Source organism: Microbacterium luteolum, from assembly GCF_039533965.1.
Lineage (GTDB): Bacteria > Actinomycetota > Actinomycetes > Actinomycetales > Microbacteriaceae > Microbacterium > Microbacterium luteolum.
The window spans coordinates 69,245-89,221 of the sequence record NZ_BAAAUN010000002.1 but is presented as its reverse complement, the minus strand read 5'-3'; the positions used below and the strand labels follow the sequence as shown (position 1 = coordinate 89,221).

The following is a 19,977-nucleotide window of genomic DNA, read 5'->3' as shown; positions in this document are numbered from 1 at the left end:
GGTCGTACGTTCGCGATCGCGCAGGATTCAGCGCGCCGCGCGGGCAGGATTGGGCACGGCATCCAGCAGCTGGACCGTGTACGGATCCTCCGGATGCTGCAGCACCTCCGACGTCTCGCCGCGTTCGACGACACGTCCGCTGTTCAGCACCAGGATGTTCTCGGTCACGAGTCGCGCGCTCAGCAGGTCGTGCGTGATGTAGAGCATGCTGATGCCCCAGCGCTCACGCAGATCCTCGAGGAGCGCCAGCACGCCGGCGCGCAGCGAGACGTCGAGCATCGAGACGGGCTCGTCGGCGATCAGCACCTGCGGATCGCTCGCGAGCGCCCTGGCGATCACGACGCGCTGCCGCTGCCCTCCGGAGAGCTGATGCGGCAGCTTCGCCGCGAACTGCTCCACAGGCGCGAGGCCCACGGTCTCCAGCAGCTCCAGGACGCGCGCCCTGGCCTCCTGCCCACGGAGCTTCGTGTAGTTCATGACGGGCCGCGTGAGCGCGTACTCCACCGTGTGCAGCGGGTTCAGCGCCGCATACGGATCCTGGAACACCATCTGCACGTCCTTGCGCAGGTCGCGGAGCCCTCGGCGCTTGAGCGTCGCGACATCCGTGTCGCCGAAGCGCACGGTGCCGGAGCTGGGCTTCTCGACGCCGGTGATCAGCTTGGCGATGGTCGACTTCCCCGATCCGGATGCTCCGACGAGGGCGAGCGCCTCGCCCGGCTCCAGCCGGAACGACACGTCGTCGACGGCGGTGACGGCCTCCTGGCCGCGGCGCGGCGCCGGGTAGCGCTTCGACACGCCCTCGACGACGATCGCGGCATCCGCGCGTCGGGAGTCGCGCTCCGACACCGTCGGCACGGTCTCGGTGACGTCGGTGCGCGAGCGTCCCTCACGGCGCCGGGTGCCGAGGTCGACGAAGCCCGGGATCGAGATGGTCTTGGCGCGCGGATCGGCGTAGTGGCTCAGCAGCATCCGGGTGTACTCGTCACTCGGGTCCTCGAGGATCTTCCGGCTCGACGCGTCCTCGACGATCCGTCCTTCATGCATCACCATCACGCGATCCGTGGCCTCGAGCACGATGCCGAGATCGTGGCTGATGAGGATGGCGGTGAAGCGCTCGGCGTGCTGCAGCTCCTTGATGGTGTCCATCACCGCGTGCTGCACCAGCACGTCGAGCGCGGTGGTCGGCTCGTCGAACACCATGAGCTGGGGTTCGAGCGACAGCGCGAGCGCGATCGACGCGCGCTGCCGCATGCCGCCGGAGAGCTCGCCCGGGTAGCGCTTCAGCACCTCGGCGTCGAGACCGACCTTGCCGATGAGCTCACGGGCGCGAGCGTCGCGGGACTCGCGAGGCACGTGTCCATGGGCGGCGAAGATGTCCTGGAAGTGCGCGCCGACGGTCCGCACCGGGTTGAGCGCGTTCATGCCGGACTGCAGCACCATGGCGAAGCCGCCCTGACGCTGCCGGCGCAGCTCCTCGGTGTCGAGCTCGCGGATGTCGCGGCCTCCGAACAGGATCCGTCCGCCGCTGATCCGTGCGGGTGGCTTCTGCAGACGGGTCAGTGCGAAGCCGAGCGTCGACTTGCCGGAGCCCGATTCGCCGACCAGGCCGACGAACTCGCCGCGACGGAGGGAGAACGACACGTCATGGACGGCCGTGACCGGTGTGGTGCCGGGCGAGGCGTACTCGACCGACAGGTTCTGCACGTCGAGCAGGATCTCGCTCCGTTCGGCGGGCATCGGTGCGGAGACGGTCATCGTCCCTTCCCCTCTCGCAGGCGCGGGTTGGATATGCCGTCCACGCCGAAGTTGATGAGTGTGAGGCTCAGCGCCAGGAGGGCGATGCAGAGACCGGGGGCGAACAGCAGCAGCCACTGCCCGGTGAGCAGCGAGTTGGAGTTCTGCGCCCAGTAGAGCATCGTGCCCCAGCTGACGATGCTGGAGTCGCCGAGCCCGAGGAACTCGAGCCCCGCTTCCGCGAGGATCGCGGCCGTCGCCGCCCCGAAGAGCGTGCCGGCGATGATCGAGGTCATGTTGGGCAGGATCTCGCGGAAGATGATCCGCGCCCTGCTGTCGCCGGAGAACTGCGCCGAGGTGACGAAGTCGTTCCCGCGCAGGGACTGCGTCTGGCTGCGGAGGACGCGCGCGCCCCACGCCCATCCGGTGACCACGATGACGGCGATGATCATCAGGATGCCGCCGTTCTGCAGGTACGCGGCGATCACGATCATCAGCGGCAGCCCGGGGATGACGAGGAAGAGGTTGACGATGAAGCCGACGACCTCTCCGCCGAAGCCGCGCATGTATCCCCAGCTCAATCCGATCAGGATGGCCACGATCGTCGACAGGATGCCGGCGGCGAAGCCGACGAGCAGGCTGACCTGCGCGCCGAAGATGAGCTGGCTGAGCACGTCCTCCCCGGCGGCGGTGGTGCCGAGCCAGTGCTCCCAGGAGGAGTCGAGGTTGCGTTCGAAGCCGTTGTCCTTCGCTCCGTACGGCGCGAGGAGCGGGGCGAAGACCGCCACCAGCACGAAGAAGGCGAGGATGCACAGGCCCAGCCGCGCCTTGCCGTTGGACCAGAGGGTGCCGACCATGCGCCCGAAGGCGCGCCACGGGCTGGGCGCGGCGATGCGGTCGGCCGGGATCTTGACGTTCATCGTGGAGGTCATCGGCGGGTCCTCGGGTCGAGTACCCCGTAGAGGATGTCTACGAGGAAGTTGGCGATGAGCACGCTCACGGTGATCATCAGGAAGAGCGCCTGCATGAGCGGGTAGTCCTGCCCGATCACGGCGTTGAAGAGCAGGTATCCGATGCCGGGGTATCCGAACACCTGCTCCACGAGGATCGATCCGCCGACCACGCCGCCGAGCGTGAGCCCGAAGCCGGTGAGGTTCGGCAGGATCGCGTTGCGTGCGGCGTAGCGGAGGGCGATCGTGCGGCCGTGCAGGCCGTTCGCCTCCGCGAAGGTGATGTAGTCCTCGCCGAGGGTGTTGATCATGGCGTTGCGCATGCCGATGATCCAGCCGCCGAGAGAGGTGAGCAGGATCGTCAGCGCCGGCAGCACGGCGTGCTGGGCGAGGTCGGCGAGGAAGTCCCCGGTGAACCCGGGTGTCGTCGTCGCAGCGTAGGCGCCCGTCGTCGGGAACCAGTGCAGCACGTAGCCGAAGAAGAACAGCAGCAGCAGCGCCGTCCAGAAGTACGGGAAGGTGCTGAGGAACGACCCGGTCAGCGTCGGCAGACTGTCGAGCCAGGTGCCGCGGCGCCAGGCCGCGGCGACGCCGATCAGCGTGCCGGTCACGAAGGCGAGGATGGTGACGATGCCCACCAGGCCGATCGTGTACGGCAGGGCGGTCGAGACCATGCTCGACACCGACTGCGGGTAGAACGTGTACGAGACGCCGAAGTCGAGCCGGGCGACCTGGCCGAGGTAGGTCACGTACTGGTCCCACATCGATCCGGTCGGAACGCCGAGCTGGGCTTCGATGGCCGCGCGGGTCGCATCGGACACCGGCCCGTTCTGCGAGAGCTTGGCGATGGCCGCATCCGCAGGGGATCCGGGCATGAGCCGCGGGAGGAAGAAGTTCAGCGTGATCGCAGCCCACAGCGTGAGGACGAACAGCCCGACCTTCTGGAGGACGTACTTCACTGGTCGTCACCCTTCACTCGCTCGAGCCGCGTGAAGATCATCAGCGGCGCATTGTCGTAGTTCTGCGGGATCATGTACGGGTCCTCGGCCGAGGGCCAGCCGGTGAACTTGGCGTCGCTGAACAGGCCCCAGATACCGCCGTAGTACAACCCGATCACGGGCATCTGGTCGTAGACGATGCCCTGCAGCTCCTGCACGATCTCGGTCTGTCGGGCGGGATCGACGGTGCCGCGGTACTCCGCCAACAGCGCATCGGCCTCCTTGGACTGGAACCGCTGGAAGTTGTTCGAGGTCGCCTCACCGGAGGGCACGTAGAACTGGCTCGACAGCAGGTTGTTGTAGGCCTGGTAGACGTCGCCGCCACCCATGCCGCCGATCGCCATCTCGAAGTCGCCGTTGCTGATCGCGCTCTGATAGCCGGCGGGCTGCGGGAGCTTCAGCGTGACCTTCACGCCGACGTCGGCCAGCTGACGCTGCACGGTCTGCGCCGCACGCGTCCAGTCGGTGAACCCGTTGGCCGTGGTGAGCGCGAACTCGAGCTGCTCGCCATCCGGGCCGACGAGGCGGTCGCCGTCGAGCGTGTAACCCGCCTCTGCGAAGGCCGCGAGGGCGGCATCCTTGTCCTGCGTGATCATGCCCTGGTCGGGGATGTCGGGGTCGAGGTACTCCTCCTGGTTGGGGAGGATGAGGCCGGTCTGGCCGGCGGGCTCCATGTAGCCCTCGGAAGCGGTCTCGGCGATCTCCTCGCGATCGAGCGAGAGCGCGATGCCACGGCGGACATTCACGTCGTCGAACGGAGCGACTTCGAGGTTCGGCATCAGAGCGATCACGCCGCCCGGCGGGAACCACCACTGGTTGTGCTCGCTGGCTGCGCCCCAGGTTCCCTCGACGTCGGAGATGAAGGAGTACGACCAGTCGTAGCCGCGGCTGACCGTGTCGAGCTGCGAGTTGGTCGACGGCAGGATGATGTGCTCGATCTCGATCTTGTCGGCCTGCCAGTAGTCGGGGTTCTTGTCCACCGAGTACTGCTGGTCGTTGTAGTTGCCGAGCACGAACGGCCCGGTGCCGACCGGGTTCTCGTTCCGGTACGTGCCCGGGTCCTTCACGTCCTTCCAGAGGTGCTCCGGCACGATCATGGTCTGTCCGAGGATCGTCAGCGCCGGGGCATCGTCGCCCTGCAGGTGCAGGATGACGGTGTTCCCGTCCGTCTCGACGCTCTCGAGGTGCTGCCATGCGCCCTTGATGTCGAGCGGCGGGTTGTCCTTGAGCATCTGGAACGTGAAGGCGACGTCGTCGGCGGTGAACGCCTCGCCATCGCTCCAGGTGACGTCATCGCGGAGCGTCATCACGATGGTGCGGGCGTCGGGCTGCTCCCATTCGGTCGCGAGCCAGGGGTTCAGCGAGCCGTCGAGGTTGTTCATCAGGATCAGCGGCTCGTAGATCCACCGCGAGGCGGTCCGCGTGTTGGTGAGGTAGGGGTTGAAGTTCTGGGTGAAGAACGGATTCCCCTTGTCGGCGTTGATCAGCATCGTGTCGGCGCCGATCGAGGGATCCGGCTGCGACGTGATCTGGATGCTGCATCCGCTCAGAACGACCGCTGCGCCGGCGAGCGCGACGACGGCCGCTCTCCGCCAGCGCCGGAACACGTGCTTCATCGACACTCTGTCCGTCTTCGACAACTTCGTCACCATGGGACGATTGTAAGCGCATACATTTCGGGTCGGCAACCCCTTGACTCGGATCGGAGATCGTGTGTGCGACCTTCCGATGCGCGGTCAGGAAGGCCGCAGCGAGCTCTCCCGCACGACGATCTCGAGGGGCAGGCGCACCGCGACCGGGTCCGCATCGGGGCGCTCGAGGCGACGCGCGAGCACCTGCACGGCCGCTCTTCCGAGCTCGATCATCGGCTGACGCACCGTGGTCAGCCGCGGGCGCGACAACGCGGCGGCCTCGATACCGTCGAAACCCGTCACGATCAGGTCTTCCGGCACCGCGATGCCGGCCGATCGGAAGGCGTCGAGCGCTCCGAGCGCCATCTGGTCGTTGGCTGCCATCAACGCCGTCGGCAGGCCGTCCGAGATGAGCTGCTCCGCCGCGCGACGGCCCGACGCGCGCGTGAAGTCGCCGCGCAGCACGACCACCTCGTCGATGCGGATGCCGGCCTCGGAGATCGCGTGGGAGAACCCCTCCCAGCGCTCTGCGCCGTCCGGCGAATCATCGGGCCCGGCGAGGAACACCGGCGGCGTGTCGCCGGTCTGATCCAGCACTCGTCGGGTCAGTTCGGCCATCGCCTCGGCGTTGCTCACGGTCACGTGGTCGTAGCTGTCCCCACGCGAGGGACCGGAGAGCACGACGACCGGGATGCGCAGGGCCAGCCGGGCCAGCACCTCGTCCGGCACGCTGCGAGCCAGCACCACGAGTCCGTCGACACGGCCGGCCATGTCGCGCACGGTCGACCGGTCCGGGTCATGCCGTCCGACGCCGACCATCAGGACGAACCCCTGCTTCCACGCCTCCAGCTCCGCACCGCGGAGCACCTCGTCGAGGAAGAGCATCGAGGGATGCTCGCCCTCGGCATCCGTCTCGTCCTGGACGATCGTGAACGGCGGCGTCGCACCCGCGATGTTCGCGAGGACATCGAGCGCCGGCGCCTCCTCGGCCGCATCGAATCCCGGGAAGTACAGGCCGAGCACTCCCGTGCGCCGCTCGGCGAGTCCGCGCGCGCTGCCGCTGGGCACGTACCCCAGGGCCGAGACGGCGTCGAGCACACGCTCGCGCGTGACCGGCCGCACCGCATCCGGCGAGCGCAGCACGCGAGAGACCGTGGCGATCGAGACGCCGGCGCGGTCCGCGACGTCGTACACCGTCGCCGCCTTGCTCACGATCGCCCCTCCGTTGCCGTCATCCTGCCCAGGGTACCCGGCGTGCGATCAGGGCCCCGTGGGGACGCACGCTCATCTCACCGGGTTCGCGTTCACGCCGCTCGGCGAAGGTCACCTCGAACCCGGCATCCGCCAGCAGCGCGTCGAGAGCATCCGCAGACCAGAAGTAGGCGGTCGTAACCGCGTGGGAGAACGGCTCGCGCGGCTCGCCGACGAAGAAGCCGAGGAGCAGACTGCCGCCCGGCACGAGCACCCGCGCGAATTCGGCGAGCACGGCGGGAGCCTCAGCGGGGTCGGTGTGGATCAGCGAGTACCAGGCGAGGATGCCGCCCACGGAGCCGTCGGCCGCGGAGAGAGCAGCGAGCGACTCCTGCTCGAACCGGAGGGCGGGGTGGTTCTCCCCCGCGGTTCGCAGGAACTCCGCTGAGATGTCGACGCCGATGACGTCTCGGCCGCTGCCGGAGAGGAACCGCGTCCAGTGCCCCGGTCCGCACCCGGCATCGAGCAGCATCCCCGGGGTCTCGTCTCGCCACCGCCGGATGAGCTCGATGTCACGGTCGTCCATCTGCTCGATCCGTCCGCCGATCTCGACGTACTCGGCGGCACGCGAGTCGTAGGCGGCGGCGACGCGAGCCTCTGCGGAATCCCGCAGATCGTGTCCGCTCATCGCGTGCGGGCCGCCAGGGCGGCCTGGTACAGATCGCGGGAGGACAGCCCGGTGAGAGCGGCGACCTCGGAGGCGGCGTCCTTGAGGCGGATGCCGTCGCCCACCAGCTTCTGCACCTGGGCGAGCGCATCCTCCGGGGAGGCGTCGCGGCGCGACGCGCCCTCGACGACCACGACGATCTCGCCCTTCACGCCCTCCTGCGCCCACGCGACGAGTTCGGATGCCGTGCCCCGCCGCACCTCCTCGTAGAACTTCGTGAGCTCACGGCACACGGCGATGCGCCGTTCGTCGCCGAAGGCTCCGCCCATGTCGGCGAGCGCGCTCGCCAGGCGGGCCGGCGACTCGAAGAACACCATGGTGCGGGCCTCCGCGGCGAGGGCGCGCAGCGCCGAGCGCCGCTCCCCCGGCTTGCGCGGGAGGAATCCCTCGAAGGTGAAGCGGTCGGTGGGAAGACCCGAGATCGCCAGCGCCATCAGCACGGCACTCGGTCCGGGGATCGCGGTCACGGTCACGCCCTGCGCAACGGCCTCGGCCACCAGCCCGTAGCCGGGGTCGCTGACGGTCGGCATGCCAGCGTCGCTCATCACGACGACGTCGGACTCTGCGGCGAGCGCGGCGATCTCCGCGGCCTTCTGCTTCTCGTTGTGGTCGTGCAGCGCGATCAGCCGCGGCCGGTTGTCGATCTGCAGCGCCTTGAGCAGCTTCTGGGTGGTGCGCGTGTCCTCGGCCACGATCGTCTCCGCGTTCTCGAGCACCTCCACCAGGCGACGGGACACGTCGCCGAGATTTCCGATCGGCGTGGCAGCGAGGATGATCACCCGCTCAGCATAGGCGCGTTGTCTAGGCTGAGCAGGTGACCGCGCCCGTGCCTCTGCTGCCTGCTCCCGAGGACCGGCTGACGCGCTACGGACAGTTGCGCGATCGCGTGCTGCAGAGCCCGGACTGGGGACGGGCCGTCCGCTGGCTCGCCCCGCTGCTCATCACCGCGGTGGCGGCTGTCCTGCGCCTGGTGAACCTCGGCCACCCGCATCAGCTCGCGTTCGACGAGACCTACTACGTCAAGGACGCCTGGTCGCTGTGGACGCTCGGCTACGAGGGCGTCTGGGGCGAGAACGCCAACGAGGCCTTCATCACGCTGCAGGAGCTGCCGCTCTCGGACAAGGGCGCCTTCGTGGTGCATCCCCCGCTGGGCAAGTGGCTGATCGCTCTGGGGATGGCGATCGGCGGACCGGACAACAGCGCGGGATGGCGGCTGGCGACCGCGCTGCTCGGCGTCGGATCCGTCCTGCTGGTGTACCTGATCGCCCGCCGGCTCAGCGGCTCCGTGGTGGTCGCCACAGTCGCGGGCACCCTGCTCGCGATCGACGGGCTGAGCATCGTCCTGAGCCGGATCGCGCTCCTCGACGGCATCCTCACGTTCTTCATCCTGCTCGGGGCGCTGTTCGTGCTCGTCGATCGGCAGCGGACGATCCCACTGCTCGAACGACAGGACCCCGATGCGTCGGCTCCGTTCTGGGGTCCGGTGCTCTGGCGCCGCCCTTGGCTCGTCGCGGCCGGAGCCGCCCTGGGTGCGGCATCGGCCGTGAAGTGGTCGGGGCTCTACGCGCTGGCGGCCTTCGGGCTGTACGTCGTCGTGACCGATGCGCTGGCACGGCGACGCGCCGGCGTGGTGCTCTGGCCGACCGCCGCCGCCTTCAAGCAGGGGCCCGTCTCGTTCGTCCTGATGGTTTTCCCGGCCCTCGCGGTCTACCTCGTCAGCTGGACCGGATGGCTCGTGACGGCGGGCGGCTACGACAGGGAGAGCGATGCGAACCCTCTGGTCGCGCTCTGGAAGTACCACCAGTCGATCCTCGGCTTCCACGTCGGGCTGAGCAAAGGCCACCCGTACGCGAGCCCCGCCTGGGAGTGGCCGTTCCTGCTGCGGCCGACGGCCGTCTGGGTCGGTTCGGATCCCGGGCCGTGCGGAGTGGACCACTGCATCGCCGTGATCTCCTCGATCCCGAACCCGCTGATCTGGTACGGCGGGGTCGCTGCATCCGTCTATCTCGTCTACCGGCTGGTGCGCGGCTGGATCACCCGCCGACCGGTCGGCGCCGAAGTCGGGCTGCCCCTCGTCGGCCTCGCCGCGACCTATCTGCCGTGGCTGATGTTCCCCGAGCGCACGATCTTCCAGTTCTACACGGTCGTGATGATGCCGTTCCTCGTGATCGCGCTGGCGCTCACCCTGCGGATCATCGCCGGACGCCGTGAGGATCCCCTCCACAGGCGCCAGTCCGGCGAGCGGACGGTCCTGATCTGCCTCGCGTTCATCGCGCTCGTGTCGGCGTTCTTCTACCCGGTCTGGACGGGCATGAGCGTTCCGTACGACTTCTGGCTGATCCACAACTGGCTGCCCGGCTGGGTCTGACGCAGCTACCCCGCCTCGTCCGTCGCGACGTGGGCCACCAGCGGGAGCACGCGCCCGGACAGGTGCGTGCGCATCGCGATCGACGACGCGGTGCGCGCGACGCCGGGCACCAGGGCGACCCGGTCCAGCACCTCCTGCAGCTGCGTGGCGTCCCGCGCGACCAGACGCAGCTGCATGTCGCTCGCCCCGGTGACCGTGTGCATGTCGACGATCTCCGGCACCGCATCCGCGAGCGCCCCGGCGACATCGTCGTGCCCGACCTTCTGATCGATCTCGACGAGGCAGAACGCCACGACGCCGTAGCCGAAGCCGCTCGGGTCGATGCGCGGCACGATCGCCTCGATCACCCCGCCCTCGTGCAGCCGCGCGAGACGACTGGTCGCCGTGCCGCGGGCGATCCCGAGGCGCCGTGCGCACTCGAGGATCGGCAGCTGCGGCGACTCGGTGAGCATCCGGATGAGCTCGGCGTCGAGACGATCGATGCGCATCGACTACTCCCGCTCGACCCCGGGGCGAGCGACGCTCCGCGTCGCACGGGCGACGAGAAGCAGCACCGCGGTGAGGCCGAGGGTGAGCAGCAGCTGGATGCGCGCGGCCGGGTCGATCATCGCGAGCGCGATCACTCCGGCGAGCAGCGCGAGGCACAGCCACGACAGCCAGGGGAAGCCCCACATGCGCATCGGCATGGCTTCGCCCGCGCGGTCCGCACGGCGCCGCAGGATGATCTGCGCGACGGCCGTCGCGGTCCAGATGACGAGGAGCGTCGAGCCGACCACGTTGAGCAGGGCGGGCAGCACGACGTCGGGGAACGCCCAATTGAGTCCGACGGTCACGAAGCCGAAGGAGACGGACGCCAGCACGGCGACGTACGGCACGCCCTTGAGGCTGGTGCGGGTCGCGGCCAGCGGAGCGAGTCCGCGCTCGCCCAGCGAGTAGGCCATGCGGGATGCGCCGTAGATGTTCGCGTTCATGGCGGAGAGGAGCGCGATCACCACGATCAGATCCATCACCAGTCCCACGCCGGGCACGTTCAGGGTCGCGAGCACCGCGGAGAAGGGTCCCTCGGTCACCGCGGGATCGTTCCAGGGCAGCACGGCGACGATCACGAAGATCGATCCCACGTAGAAGATCAGGATGCGCACGAGCACCTCGCGGACGATCCGTCGGATGTTGCGCGAGGGGTCGTCCGACTCCGCCGCGGCGATCGCGACGACCTCGGTGCCGCCGAACGCGAACACGACGATGAGCAGCGCCGCGGCGATGCCGGTCATGCCGTTCGGCGCGAAGCCGCCGTTGTCGGCCAGGTTCGCGATGCCGGTGGCGGGTACCCCGGGGATCAGCCCGATGATCGCGCACACACCCACGACGAGGAACGCGATGATCGCGGCGACCTTGATCGCCGCGAACCAGAACTCGAAGCGGCCGTAGTTGCGCACGCCGAACAGGTTGACGGCGGTGAGCGCCACGACGAACACGAGCACCCACACCCAGGCGGGGATGCCTGGAATCCAGTTCGCGACGATCCCGGCGGCGCCGGTCGCCTCGGCCGCGATCACGACCACCAGCTGGATCCAGTACAGCCAGCCGACCGCGCTCCCGGCGCTGCGGCCCATCGCCTTCTGGGCATAGGAGCTGAAGGCCCCGGAGCTCGGACGCGCGGCCACCATCTCGGCGAGCATGGCCATCACGAGCACGACGATGCCGCCCGCGACGAGGTAGGAGATCAGCACGGCGGGGCCTGCGAGACCGATCGCCTGGCCCGAACCGACGAAGAGGCCGGCACCGATCGCGCCGCCGAGGCCCATCATCGAGATCTGGCGCCGGGTGAGCCCCGGGTGCAGCCCCTTGGTGGTCGTCGTGGTGGTGGGCACCTCGGTGTTCATGCTGTCGGTGGTCATACGGTCGCCTCCTTGCGAACGGAAAGGTCGGGTGTCGGCGAGGACGCCGCGAGCGCGGCCTCCACGCGGTCGATGTCCGCGGCGCTGCCGGAGGAGATGCGGATGCCCTCACCGGGGAACGCCCGCGTGATCACGCCGCCGTCGTGGAGCAGGGCCTCGAGCAGTGCGGTCCGCTCCCTCGCCGGCACCCACACGAAGTTGGCCTGCGAAGGGACGGCGGGCCAGCCTGCCGTCGCGAGCAGCGCCTGCATCCGGTCACGCTGCACGACGACCTCGTCGATGCGTCCCGCGAGCTCCTCCTCCGCGTCCAGCGAGGCGCGTGCGGCGGTCTGCGCGAGGTCGGTGACCCCGAACGGGATGGCGACCTTGCGCTGGTTCTCGGCGATCTCCGCCGGAGCGATGGCGTAGCCGATGCGGAGACCGGCGAGGCCGTACGCCTTCGAGAACGTGTGCAGCACGGCCACGTGCGGGTGACGACGGAACAGCTCGATGCCGGCGCCGCGGCTCTCGGTGCGGTCGAAATGCACGTAGGCCTCGTCGATGACCACGAGCACGTCGTGCGGCACGGCGGCGACGAAGGCCTCCAGCGCGTCGGCGTCGACCACGGTGCCCGTCGGGTTGTTCGGGTTGCAGACGAAGATGAGGCGGGTGCGCGACGTGATCGCCGCGAGCATCGCGTCGAGATCGTGCGCGTGGTCGGCGTTCAGCGGCACGGCCACGGGAGTGGCCCCGGCGATGCGCACGAGCGACGGGTACGCCTCGAACGACCGCCAGGCGAACATGACCTCATCGCCCTCGCCGGCGACCGCGTGGATGAGCTGCGCGGCGATCTCGACGGAACCGGCGCCGACCGTGATCAGCGCAGGATCGACCGCGTAGCGGACCGCCAGGTCATCGCGCAGGGCGGCCGCACTCATGTCGGGATAGCGGTTGATGCCGTCGAGACGCTCGCGCACCGCTTCCACGACCGACGGCAGCGGCGCGTGGGGCGATTCGTTCGAGGAGAGCTTCGATGCACCGGCCGGGGCGGAGCGCCCTTGCCGGTATGCGGGGACGGCGTCGAGTCCGGCACGGGTGGGGAGGGGCATCGGCAGAGCATCCTTGCTGTGATCCGGCGGCGGACCGAGTGGTCCTGCCTGCTGTCGCGCAACCCTAGACCGGAATCGAAACGCTGAGCAATCGGCGCACCGGATGCTGCGCATGACGCGCAATCATTCGGTGATTGACCGCGAGACGCTATGCAGATTGCACAGTGCTCTCCGCCCGTCACGTCGGCGCTACGCTCGCTGCATGGGCAGCCCCTCCGGTTTCGAGTTCGCCGTGCGCGGCGACGAGGTCGTCATCCGCCATCACGGCACGACGGCCGCGGTGCTGCGTGGCGCCCGCGCCCAGGAGTTCCTCGTGGATGTCGAGCGCGGCGACGCGCAGCTGCTGATGGCGCGGCTGACCGGGAACTACCGCCGCGGCAACGAGCGCACCGCGCGACAGCATCCGCGCAACCAGCGCTGAATCTCAGCGCGCGATCCGGAGTTCGGCCGCATCGCTCACCGGGAGCCGGCAGACGAACGCGTGGCAGTCGTACGCGCGCTCCGCCGTCGCCGCCTTGCCCTCGAAGAGCTCGAATCCGGCATCGGCGAACGCCGCAGCCTGGGTGGGCGTGGCGACGGCGATCACGTCGGCGTCCATCCGCTGCGCGGCTCGGGCCAGCGCACCATCCGGCTCGAACGTGACGACCACGACCTGACGCGGGGCTGCCGCGAGTCCTGCTGCCACCCGCAGGAGACTGCCGTGCGCGAACGGCTGCTCGAGCGCCCGGACCGCGAGGGCCCGAACGGTAGCCGCCGCCGCTTCGCGATACCGGTCCCCCGCGCCCAGCCGCCAGGCGGTCAGCGCCGCGGCCGCGACCGCGGCGGCATCCGAGGGCAGATCGCCGTCGGTGTGATCCGGTGCCGTCGCGATGCCGTTGGCCGACAGCAGCGGATCGCCGCCGACACCCGCGAGCGCCTCGTCGAGGATGCCCCGCGCCGTCACGGCCCAGCTCGCCTCCCCGGTGGCAGCGGCGAGAGCGAAAAGCCCATCCGCGAGGAGTCCGAGGTCGGCCGCCGTCGCGACCGCGGTCGAGGCCTCGCCGTCGAGCGAGGCGCGCACGAGAGCACCGCGGGAGTCCCTGTTGCACCGCAGCACGAGGGTTGCCGCGGCTGCGGCCACTGCGACCCACGACGGCTCCCCGAATCGCGACCCGGCGCGGGCGAGCGCCCCGATCGCCAGGCCGTTCCAGCCCGTGATGACCTTGCCGTCGACCGCGGGCGGCTCGAGCCCCGCCCGCTCCGCGACGGGGCGCAGGTAGTACCCGCCCTCGCTGCGCGCACCGTCGATCCACGACTCGGAGTCCTGCCCCGCGCCGAAGCCGCCCTCGTCCCGCCGGAGCGCAGCCAGCAGGAACCCGGCGACACCCCTGGCCACCGCCTCATCCCCGACATCGAGCGCGACGTCGAGCAGCTGGGCGTTGTCGGTGAGCATCCGCTCGTAGTGCGGCACCGACCAGTCGCGCCGGGTCGCGTAGCGGAAGAAGCCGCCATCGGCGTCGCGCAGCGGCGAGGCGGCCATCGCGGCGAGCGCCCTCTGCGCGGCGGCGGCAGCCACCGGTGCCTGCTGACGCACGAGCGGGTCCTGAAGGAAGCGCAGGGTCGTGGCGACCGGGAACTTCGGCTCCCCACCGAAGCCGCCGTGGTGACGATCCTCGCGCGCGACGATGGATTCCGCGGCGGCGGCGATCGCGCTGCGCTCGGGCAGATCGGTCGGCGCGGATTCGGCAGCGCGTGCCAGGGCGTCGGTCACGGCATCCGCCGATTCCTCGGCCTGCGCGCGCCGCAGCGTCCACGCCTCGCCCACGGCTGCGAGCACATCGCGGAACGCCGGCATGGGAGGCCGGGCGTCCGGCGGCCAGTAGGTGCCGGCGTAGAACGCGCGCCCGCCCGGGGTGGCAAACACGGTGAGCGGCCATCCCAGGTTCTGCGTGAAGGCGGATGCCGCGGCCATATACGCGCTGTCGACCTCCGGATGCTCCTCGCGGTCGATCTTCACCGACACGAAGCCGTCGTTCATGAGCGCCGCGATCGCCGGATCCGAGAAGGACTCCCTGGCCATGACATGGCACCAGTGGCAGGTCGAGTAGCCGATCGAGATCAGCAGGGGCACATCGCGCCGTTGGGCTTCCGCGAAAGCGGCCTCACCCCAGGGGTACCAGTCGACGGGGTTGTCGGCATGCGAACGCAGATACGGGCTGAGGGTGTCGGCGAGCCGGTTCGTCATGGACTCACTCCTTTTCCGATCTCCACACTACCAATTCTTGGTATTCTCGGGGCATGGCGAACAACACCTCGATCAGCCTCGACGAGCACTTCACGGATTTCCTCGCCCGTGAGGTGTCGACCGGTCGCTACCGATCGGCGAGCGAGGTCGTTCGGGCCGGTCTGCGACTCCTCGAGGATCAGGAGACGCAGATGGCCGCGCTGCGCACAGCTCTCGTCGCCGGAGAAGAGAGCGGCGAGCCCCAGCCGTTCGACTTCGACGCGTTCATCGCTTCGAAGAAACCCTGACCGTGGGGCAGTATCGGCTCACCCCGTCCGCTCAGCGCGATCTCTCCGCGATCTGGGATTTCACCGCCGAACGATGGGACGCGCAGCAGGCCGAGACCTACGTTCTGGAGATCCGAAGTGCGATCGAGAGAATCGCGGACCAGCCGGAGCGCGGCCGTGCCGTCCCGGAGATACGAACCGGGTACCGCCGCTACGCCATCGGCAGCCATCTGATCTTCTTCGTCACGAGCGCAGCCGGGGTCGATGTGATCCGAATCCTGCACCAGCGGATGGACCCCACGCGCCACCTGTGAGCACCAGCCCGCCCGGGCTCAGGTCACGAGACGAGAAGCTCCACGGGTCGCGACGCGGCGTAGCCCACGAGCGGCAGCGCACGCTCGGCGGCGAGGGAGATGCGTGACTGCAGGATCTCGGACGTGATCTCGTAGCCGTCGAAGTCGGTGTCGCTCGCGTAGACCCCGAGCGGCAGAGTGAGGGCCTGGAAGAAGCCGAACAGCGGTCGCAGCTGGTGCTCGATGATCAGGGCGTGCCGTTCACCGCCGCCGGTGGCCGCCAGCAGCACCGGCTTGCCGACCAGGTCGTACTGCCCCACGAAGTCGAAGAGGTGCTTGAAGAGTCCGGTGAACGAGGCGCGGTAGACGGGGCTCCCGACGATCAGCAGGTCGGCGGTCTCGATCGCGCGCAGCTGCTCCTCGACCTCGGCGGGGAGCTGATCGCGGCGGAGCGCCCCGGCCAGGCCGGGCCCGATCTGCGTCAGCTCGATGAGCTGCGACTCGACGGGGGCGCGCTCTGCGATCGCGGCCGTGATCGCGCGGACGAGGGCGGTCGTCTTGCTCGGCTCGTGCAGGGAACCCGACACGGCGACGACGCGGAACGGAGCTGTCATGCCTCGACGGTACCTACGACGACGCCCCGTGTCGCGGACGGCGACACGGGGCGTCATGTACGAACGGGTGCGGCGTCAGTTCACGTCGTCGGGGTGGGATCCGACGCGGCCCGACCCGTCGAGCGGGTCGAGTGCGTCGATCGCCGCGACCTCCGCGTCTGTCAGCGTGAAGCCGAAGACGTCGAGGTTCTCGCGCAGGCGCTCGGCGCGCACCGACTTCGGGAAGACGATGATGCCCTTCTGCAGGTGCCAGCGGAGCACGGCCTGCGCGGGCGTGACGCCATGTGCCGCGGCGGCCTCGGCCACGGCCGGCGTGCCGAACAGGTCGTACTTGCCCTGACCGAGCGGGCCCCACGCCTCGGTGCGGATGCCATGGTCATCGGACCAGGCGACGACGTCGCGCTGCTGGTAGGCGGGGTGCAGCTCGATCTGGTTCACGGCCGGCACGACGCCGGTCTCGTTCACCACGCGCTCGAGGTGGGGCACCAGGAAGTTCGAGACCCCAATGCTGCGGGTCAGGCCCGCCTCACGCAGCTCGACGAGCTTGGCGAACGCGTGGACGTAGTCGTCCTTCGCGGGAGTCGGCCAGTGCACGAGGTACAGGTCGACGTTCTCGAGCCGGAGCTTCTCCAGGCTCTCGGCGATCGCCGCGCGCGGCTCCTCGTCGTGGTGGCGGTCGTTCCACAGCTTCGTGGTGACGAACAGCTCGTCACGGGCGATGCCGGATGCCGCGATCGCCGCGCCGACGCCCTCTTCGTTGCCGTAGATCGCGGCCGTGTCGATGTGGCGGTAGCCGATCTCCAGCGCCTCGCTCACCGCGCGCTCTGTCTCTGCCGGCGGCACCTTGAAGACGCCGTAGCCGAGCTGCGGGATGGAGTTGCCGTCATTCAGTTCGAGTGCAGGAATGGTCATGATTCCAGCCTATGACCTGTGATGACAGGCGAGGTCGGAATCGCCGCCATCGCCGCCGCCCCTCGGCCGACCAGTCGCTCGAGAGGTCCGCGTCCGAAGAACATCGACCACAGTGTCGTGACCAGCAGGAGTCCGACCGCTGTCAGACCCCAGAACGGGTTGCTCGAGAAGAATCCGCCGGGGCCTGCGACCAGCACGATCGACGCCACGTGCGCGCTGTATGCCGACAGCGGCATGGAGCCGAGGGCACCCAGCGGCAGCAGCGGCCAGCGCAGCGGACGGCTGAGCAGCAGGCACAGCGCGATCACGGCGAGCGCGAGCCCGCCGGAGCCGAGGATCTCGGCCGTCCCGCCGCTGTGCGGTTCGACGGCGAACACCGCGGTGACCACGGCATGGAGCGGATCGGTCCCGGCGAGGGCCTGCGGGTAGCCGTCCCAGCCGCTCGGAGGGGACCAGACCTCGCTGCTACCGTCCGCCGCGTACGAGGAGCTGCCCTCCAGGGAAGCCGTGATGCCCGTGGCCTGGCCGACGACGCCGAGTCCGTATCCGACGACGGCCAGCACGACTCCGACGACGAGCGCGATGACCGCCGTCCGCAGCCGGTCTACCCGCATCCGGCCCAGAGCCAGGCCGCCGAGGAGCAGAGCCATCCACACAGTGATCGGGTAGGACCCGTAGAGCACGAAGCCGATCCCGGCGCCGTAGGGATGCAGCATCACGGCGGCGAGGAACGCCAGCAGGGCCGGTGCCGCCAGCGCGAGCACCCCGGCACCGAGCAGCAGCTGCCACGGACGCCACCGCAGGAACGGGATGACCGCGACGTAGAGCAGCCCGTAGAGCGTGAGGATCACGGCGATCGGCGTGTTCAGCATCTCCAGCGCGAGCCCGATCACGAAGATCACCGCTCCGCGTCCGATCAGCCGCAGTCGGATGTCGGGCAGGCGTTCCCGCTCCGGCACCGCGCTGCGCCCTGTCATCAGCGCGATCGAGACACCCGCCAGAACCGCGAAGAGGATCGAGGAGCGCCCGTGCACGAGGTCGGTCCAGGTCGCGGGATCGAGCCACTCGAAGGGCTCGGTCTCGCCGATGTGCGCTCCGGCCATGCCGAGGATCGCGAGGCCTCTCGCGACGTCGAGTCCGAGGATCCGCGGTGGGCGTCCGAATCCGCGGAGCCAGCGCAGCGGGCGCAGGGCGATCGGTGTTCGCGCGCCCTGCGGGGCGGGCGGCAGCTCTGTCGTCGTCACCCGACGATCGTAGGGGTACGACCCTGTGGGTGGTGTGCGGATGTCACCCGCCCAGGACGGCGCGCAGCGCTTCGGTGTAGGCGTCGAACGCTCGCCTCCCCGGCGGCGTGAGCGCGAGGTAGGTGACCGGAGTCCGCCCCTTGTGCGTCTTCTCGACCGCGACGTAGCCGGCATCCTCGAGTCTGCGCAGATGGGTGGAGAGGTTCCCGGCGGTCATGTCGAGCAGTTCCTGCAGGCGGGGGAACGTGATGCTCTCGGCGGGCTCCAGCGTCGCGAGCGCCGCGGTGATCCTCAGCCGCGCGGCGGCGTGGATCACCGGGTCGAGCTCAACCACGGCGGCCTCCCGCCAGGGGCCGGCGCAGTCGGGAGAGGTGGCGGAAGGACAGCGCCCCCAGAGCGAGGAAGCCGAGTCCGCCGCCGACCGCGAGGACGAGGAGAACGGCGGGGTATCCGAAGAACGGGGCCGCGACGGCGACGGCGACGATCCAGACGCCGAGGAGCAGCATCGGCACCGCGCGCCAGATGGCGGCCCCGAGGACGAACATGAGCCCGGCGAACAGCACCAGCACGGTGGGGAAGAAGATGCGTGCGAGCGCGGCATCCATGCCGTTCGCGAGCAGACCGAGTCCGACGGCGACGATCGCGACGGTGCCGAGGCTCCACGTGCAGCCGTACACGATCGCCGGGAACGCCGTCGCCGCGTCACGGCGCACGCCGCGTCCCGAACGAGCGCCCAGCACGGCGGACAGCACGATCGCACCGACGAACAGCGCCGCGGCGATCGTGATCGCCACCGCCGGCGGCACCGTGAGACCGGGGCGCATCCCGTCGATCAGCCAGAGGGCGCCGAGGCCGAAAAGCCAGGCGACGCCCCACGCGACGAGCAGCAGGGGGACGAAGGCCGCGATCTGCCCCTCGACGCTGCGCTGCTGGTCGCGCACCAGCGCGAGCATCTCCGCCGGCGCCAGCGCCTCGTCCTTCTCGTGATGCGACGACTCGACCATCAACCGGCTCCGTTCACGGGGAGGCCCATCATGACGAAGACGAGCACGGGAAGGGTGAAGAACAGATTGACCAGTCCGTGGGCGAGGACCAGGGGCATCAGCCGACCCTGACGCCGGTAGATCCACCCGGATCCCACACCCCAGACGAAGAAGGCGCACATGAACGCGACCACCGCCGCGGGCGTGGGCGCGTACCAGATGTGCTGCGATGCGAAGAGCGCCGCGGGCACGATGATCGCGAGACCCGTCGGCCAACGCCGCTCGAGCGCCCCCTGGGCGTACCCGCGGTAGACGAGTTCCTCAACCGGGGCGTTCAGCGGCGCGAAGGTGAGCACGCCGACGACCGCGATGACTGTCCAGGTGACCGGGTCCAGCGTCGGGATGCTCGCCGGGTCGAAGAAGATCGTCTCCATCCGGCCGAAGATCTCGCTGCCGTACTGCAGCCAGACGACGAGCATGATCGTCGCGACCAACGGCAGGTACATCACCACGAGCCACAGCAGCCCCCACAGGAGGTCGCGTCCGAGTCGGCGCGGCTCGTAGCCGAGGAACTCTCGGATGCTGCGCCCCTCTCGTCGCAGCAGCCGGGCGACGAGCACCAAGCAGACCACGTTGACCGGGAGCATCGCGATGACCGCGAGCATCGGCGGCGGCGGGAACGAGACGTCGCTCTCGCCCATCCGGACGACGAGCCAGACGAGGACGGATGCCGTCGCGACGAGCGCGACCCTCAGCACCGGCAGTCCGATCGCCCATCGCCACGTGGTCATGTCTACTTTGTATCTCAAAGCAGTTTGCGTGGCAAGAGCATCCTCGACTCGTCATACGATGGAGG

At 69.5% G+C, this 19,977-nt stretch carries 21 protein-coding genes; 4 read left to right on the top strand and 17 right to left on the bottom strand.

All coding sequences use genetic code 11. From position 1 onward, the window contains the following. Window positions 1-27: 27 nt before the first annotated feature. The 7 genes from ABD648_RS19280 to rsmI all read right to left on the bottom strand — a co-directional run bounded on the left by ABD648_RS19280 (window position 28) and on the right by rsmI (window position 8,010). Window positions 28-1,755: an ABC transporter ATP-binding protein gene (locus tag ABD648_RS19280; RefSeq protein ID WP_282216546.1), complete on the bottom strand. Its 1,728-nt coding sequence runs from the start codon at window positions 1,753-1,755 to the stop codon at window positions 28-30. Then, window positions 1,752-2,666, bottom strand: a complete 915-nt coding sequence (locus tag ABD648_RS19275; RefSeq protein WP_282216545.1) for an ABC transporter permease — start codon at window positions 2,664-2,666, stop codon at window positions 1,752-1,754. The genes ABD648_RS19280 and ABD648_RS19275 overlap by 4 nt, the downstream gene beginning before the upstream one ends. After that, window positions 2,663-3,643: an ABC transporter permease gene (locus tag ABD648_RS19270; RefSeq protein WP_282216544.1), complete on the bottom strand. Its 981-nt coding sequence runs from the start codon at window positions 3,641-3,643 to the stop codon at window positions 2,663-2,665. The genes ABD648_RS19275 and ABD648_RS19270 overlap by 4 nt, the downstream gene beginning before the upstream one ends. Then, window positions 3,640-5,334 (bottom strand): ABC transporter substrate-binding protein, encoded by a 1,695-nt coding sequence (locus ABD648_RS19265; RefSeq protein ID WP_282216543.1) that lies wholly within the window; start codon window positions 5,332-5,334, stop codon window positions 3,640-3,642. The genes ABD648_RS19270 and ABD648_RS19265 overlap by 4 nt, the downstream gene beginning before the upstream one ends. Before the next feature lie 84 nt (window positions 5,335-5,418). Beyond that, complete coding sequence (locus tag ABD648_RS19260; RefSeq protein ID WP_282216542.1) at window positions 5,419-6,525, bottom strand: LacI family DNA-binding transcriptional regulator; 1,107 nt, start codon at window positions 6,523-6,525, stop codon at window positions 5,419-5,421. Between the two features lie 19 nt (window positions 6,526-6,544). After that, a complete protein-coding gene (locus ABD648_RS19255; protein WP_282216541.1) occupies window positions 6,545-7,192 on the bottom strand; it encodes a class I SAM-dependent methyltransferase in 648 nt (215 codons plus the stop codon). Next, window positions 7,189-8,010 carry a 16S rRNA (cytidine(1402)-2'-O)-methyltransferase gene (gene rsmI, locus ABD648_RS19250; RefSeq protein ID WP_282216540.1) on the bottom strand — a complete coding sequence of 274 codons (822 nt, stop codon included), beginning with the start codon at window positions 8,008-8,010 and terminating at the stop codon, window positions 7,189-7,191. The genes ABD648_RS19255 and rsmI overlap by 4 nt, the downstream gene beginning before the upstream one ends. 35 nt (window positions 8,011-8,045) lie before the next feature. Between rsmI and ABD648_RS19245 the strand changes: the two genes are divergently transcribed. Next, window positions 8,046-9,599, top strand: coding sequence for a dolichyl-phosphate-mannose--protein mannosyltransferase (locus ABD648_RS19245; protein WP_282216539.1), 1,554 nt, complete (start codon window positions 8,046-8,048; stop codon window positions 9,597-9,599). Between the two features lie 5 nt (window positions 9,600-9,604). Here the strand turns inward: ABD648_RS19245 and ABD648_RS19240 are convergent, their stop codons facing one another. Genes ABD648_RS19240 through hisC form a run of 3 tightly spaced genes read right to left on the bottom strand, consistent with a single transcriptional unit; the run spans window position 9,605 to window position 12,585 of the window. Further along, complete coding sequence (locus ABD648_RS19240) at window positions 9,605-10,087, bottom strand: Lrp/AsnC family transcriptional regulator (protein ID WP_282216538.1); 483 nt, start codon at window positions 10,085-10,087, stop codon at window positions 9,605-9,607. A 3-nt stretch (window positions 10,088-10,090) separates the two neighbouring features. Then, the gene (locus tag ABD648_RS19235; protein ID WP_282216537.1) at window positions 10,091-11,497 is read right to left on the bottom strand and encodes an amino acid permease; all 1,407 of its coding nucleotides are present in this window, start codon (window positions 11,495-11,497) and stop codon (window positions 10,091-10,093) included. Next, complete coding sequence (gene hisC, locus ABD648_RS19230) at window positions 11,494-12,585, bottom strand: histidinol-phosphate transaminase (protein WP_282216536.1); 1,092 nt, start codon at window positions 12,583-12,585, stop codon at window positions 11,494-11,496. Before hisC ends, ABD648_RS19235 begins: the two co-directional genes overlap by 4 nt. A 202-nt stretch (window positions 12,586-12,787) precedes the next feature. On the opposite strand from hisC, the gene ABD648_RS19225 reads away from it, so the two are divergent. Next, a complete protein-coding gene (locus tag ABD648_RS19225) occupies window positions 12,788-13,006 on the top strand; it encodes a hypothetical protein (RefSeq protein WP_282216535.1) in 219 nt (72 codons plus the stop codon). A 3-nt stretch (window positions 13,007-13,009) separates the two neighbouring features. On the opposite strand, the gene ABD648_RS19220 is transcribed toward ABD648_RS19225, so the two are convergent. Beyond that, the gene (locus ABD648_RS19220; protein WP_282216534.1) at window positions 13,010-14,809 is read right to left on the bottom strand and encodes a thioredoxin domain-containing protein; all 1,800 of its coding nucleotides are present in this window, start codon (window positions 14,807-14,809) and stop codon (window positions 13,010-13,012) included. A 53-nt stretch (window positions 14,810-14,862) separates the two neighbouring features. Between ABD648_RS19220 and ABD648_RS19215 the strand changes: the two genes are divergently transcribed. Then, window positions 14,863-15,096 (top strand): type II toxin-antitoxin system ParD family antitoxin, encoded by a 234-nt coding sequence (locus tag ABD648_RS19215; RefSeq protein WP_282216533.1) that lies wholly within the window; start codon window positions 14,863-14,865, stop codon window positions 15,094-15,096. 2 nt (window positions 15,097-15,098) lie between these two features. Continuing rightward, a complete protein-coding gene (locus tag ABD648_RS19210) occupies window positions 15,099-15,389 on the top strand; it encodes a type II toxin-antitoxin system RelE/ParE family toxin (RefSeq protein ID WP_282216532.1) in 291 nt (96 codons plus the stop codon). 23 nt (window positions 15,390-15,412) lie between these two features. Here the strand turns inward: ABD648_RS19210 and msuE are convergent, their stop codons facing one another. The 6 genes from msuE to ABD648_RS19180 form a co-directional block, all read right to left on the bottom strand. Continuing rightward, window positions 15,413-15,982: an FMN reductase gene (gene msuE, locus ABD648_RS19205; protein WP_282216531.1), complete on the bottom strand. Its 570-nt coding sequence runs from the start codon at window positions 15,980-15,982 to the stop codon at window positions 15,413-15,415. A 75-nt stretch (window positions 15,983-16,057) separates the two neighbouring features. Next, window positions 16,058-16,894, bottom strand: coding sequence for an aldo/keto reductase (locus ABD648_RS19200; protein ID WP_282216530.1), 837 nt, complete (start codon window positions 16,892-16,894; stop codon window positions 16,058-16,060). After that, on the bottom strand, window positions 16,891-18,138 hold the full coding sequence (locus ABD648_RS19195; RefSeq protein ID WP_282216529.1) for a heparan-alpha-glucosaminide N-acetyltransferase domain-containing protein: 1,248 nt from the start codon (window positions 18,136-18,138) through the stop codon (window positions 16,891-16,893). The genes ABD648_RS19200 and ABD648_RS19195 overlap by 4 nt, the downstream gene beginning before the upstream one ends. A 43-nt stretch (window positions 18,139-18,181) precedes the next feature. Next, window positions 18,182-18,472: a transcriptional regulator gene (locus tag ABD648_RS19190; RefSeq protein ID WP_282216528.1), complete on the bottom strand. Its 291-nt coding sequence runs from the start codon at window positions 18,470-18,472 to the stop codon at window positions 18,182-18,184. Next, the gene (locus ABD648_RS19185; RefSeq protein ID WP_282216527.1) at window positions 18,465-19,142 is read right to left on the bottom strand and encodes a hypothetical protein; all 678 of its coding nucleotides are present in this window, start codon (window positions 19,140-19,142) and stop codon (window positions 18,465-18,467) included. Before ABD648_RS19185 ends, ABD648_RS19190 begins: the two co-directional genes overlap by 8 nt. Continuing rightward, complete coding sequence (locus ABD648_RS19180) at window positions 19,142-19,912, bottom strand: CPBP family intramembrane glutamic endopeptidase (RefSeq protein ID WP_282216526.1); 771 nt, start codon at window positions 19,910-19,912, stop codon at window positions 19,142-19,144. Before ABD648_RS19180 ends, ABD648_RS19185 begins: the two co-directional genes overlap by 1 nt. Window positions 19,913-19,977 lie beyond the last annotated feature (65 nt).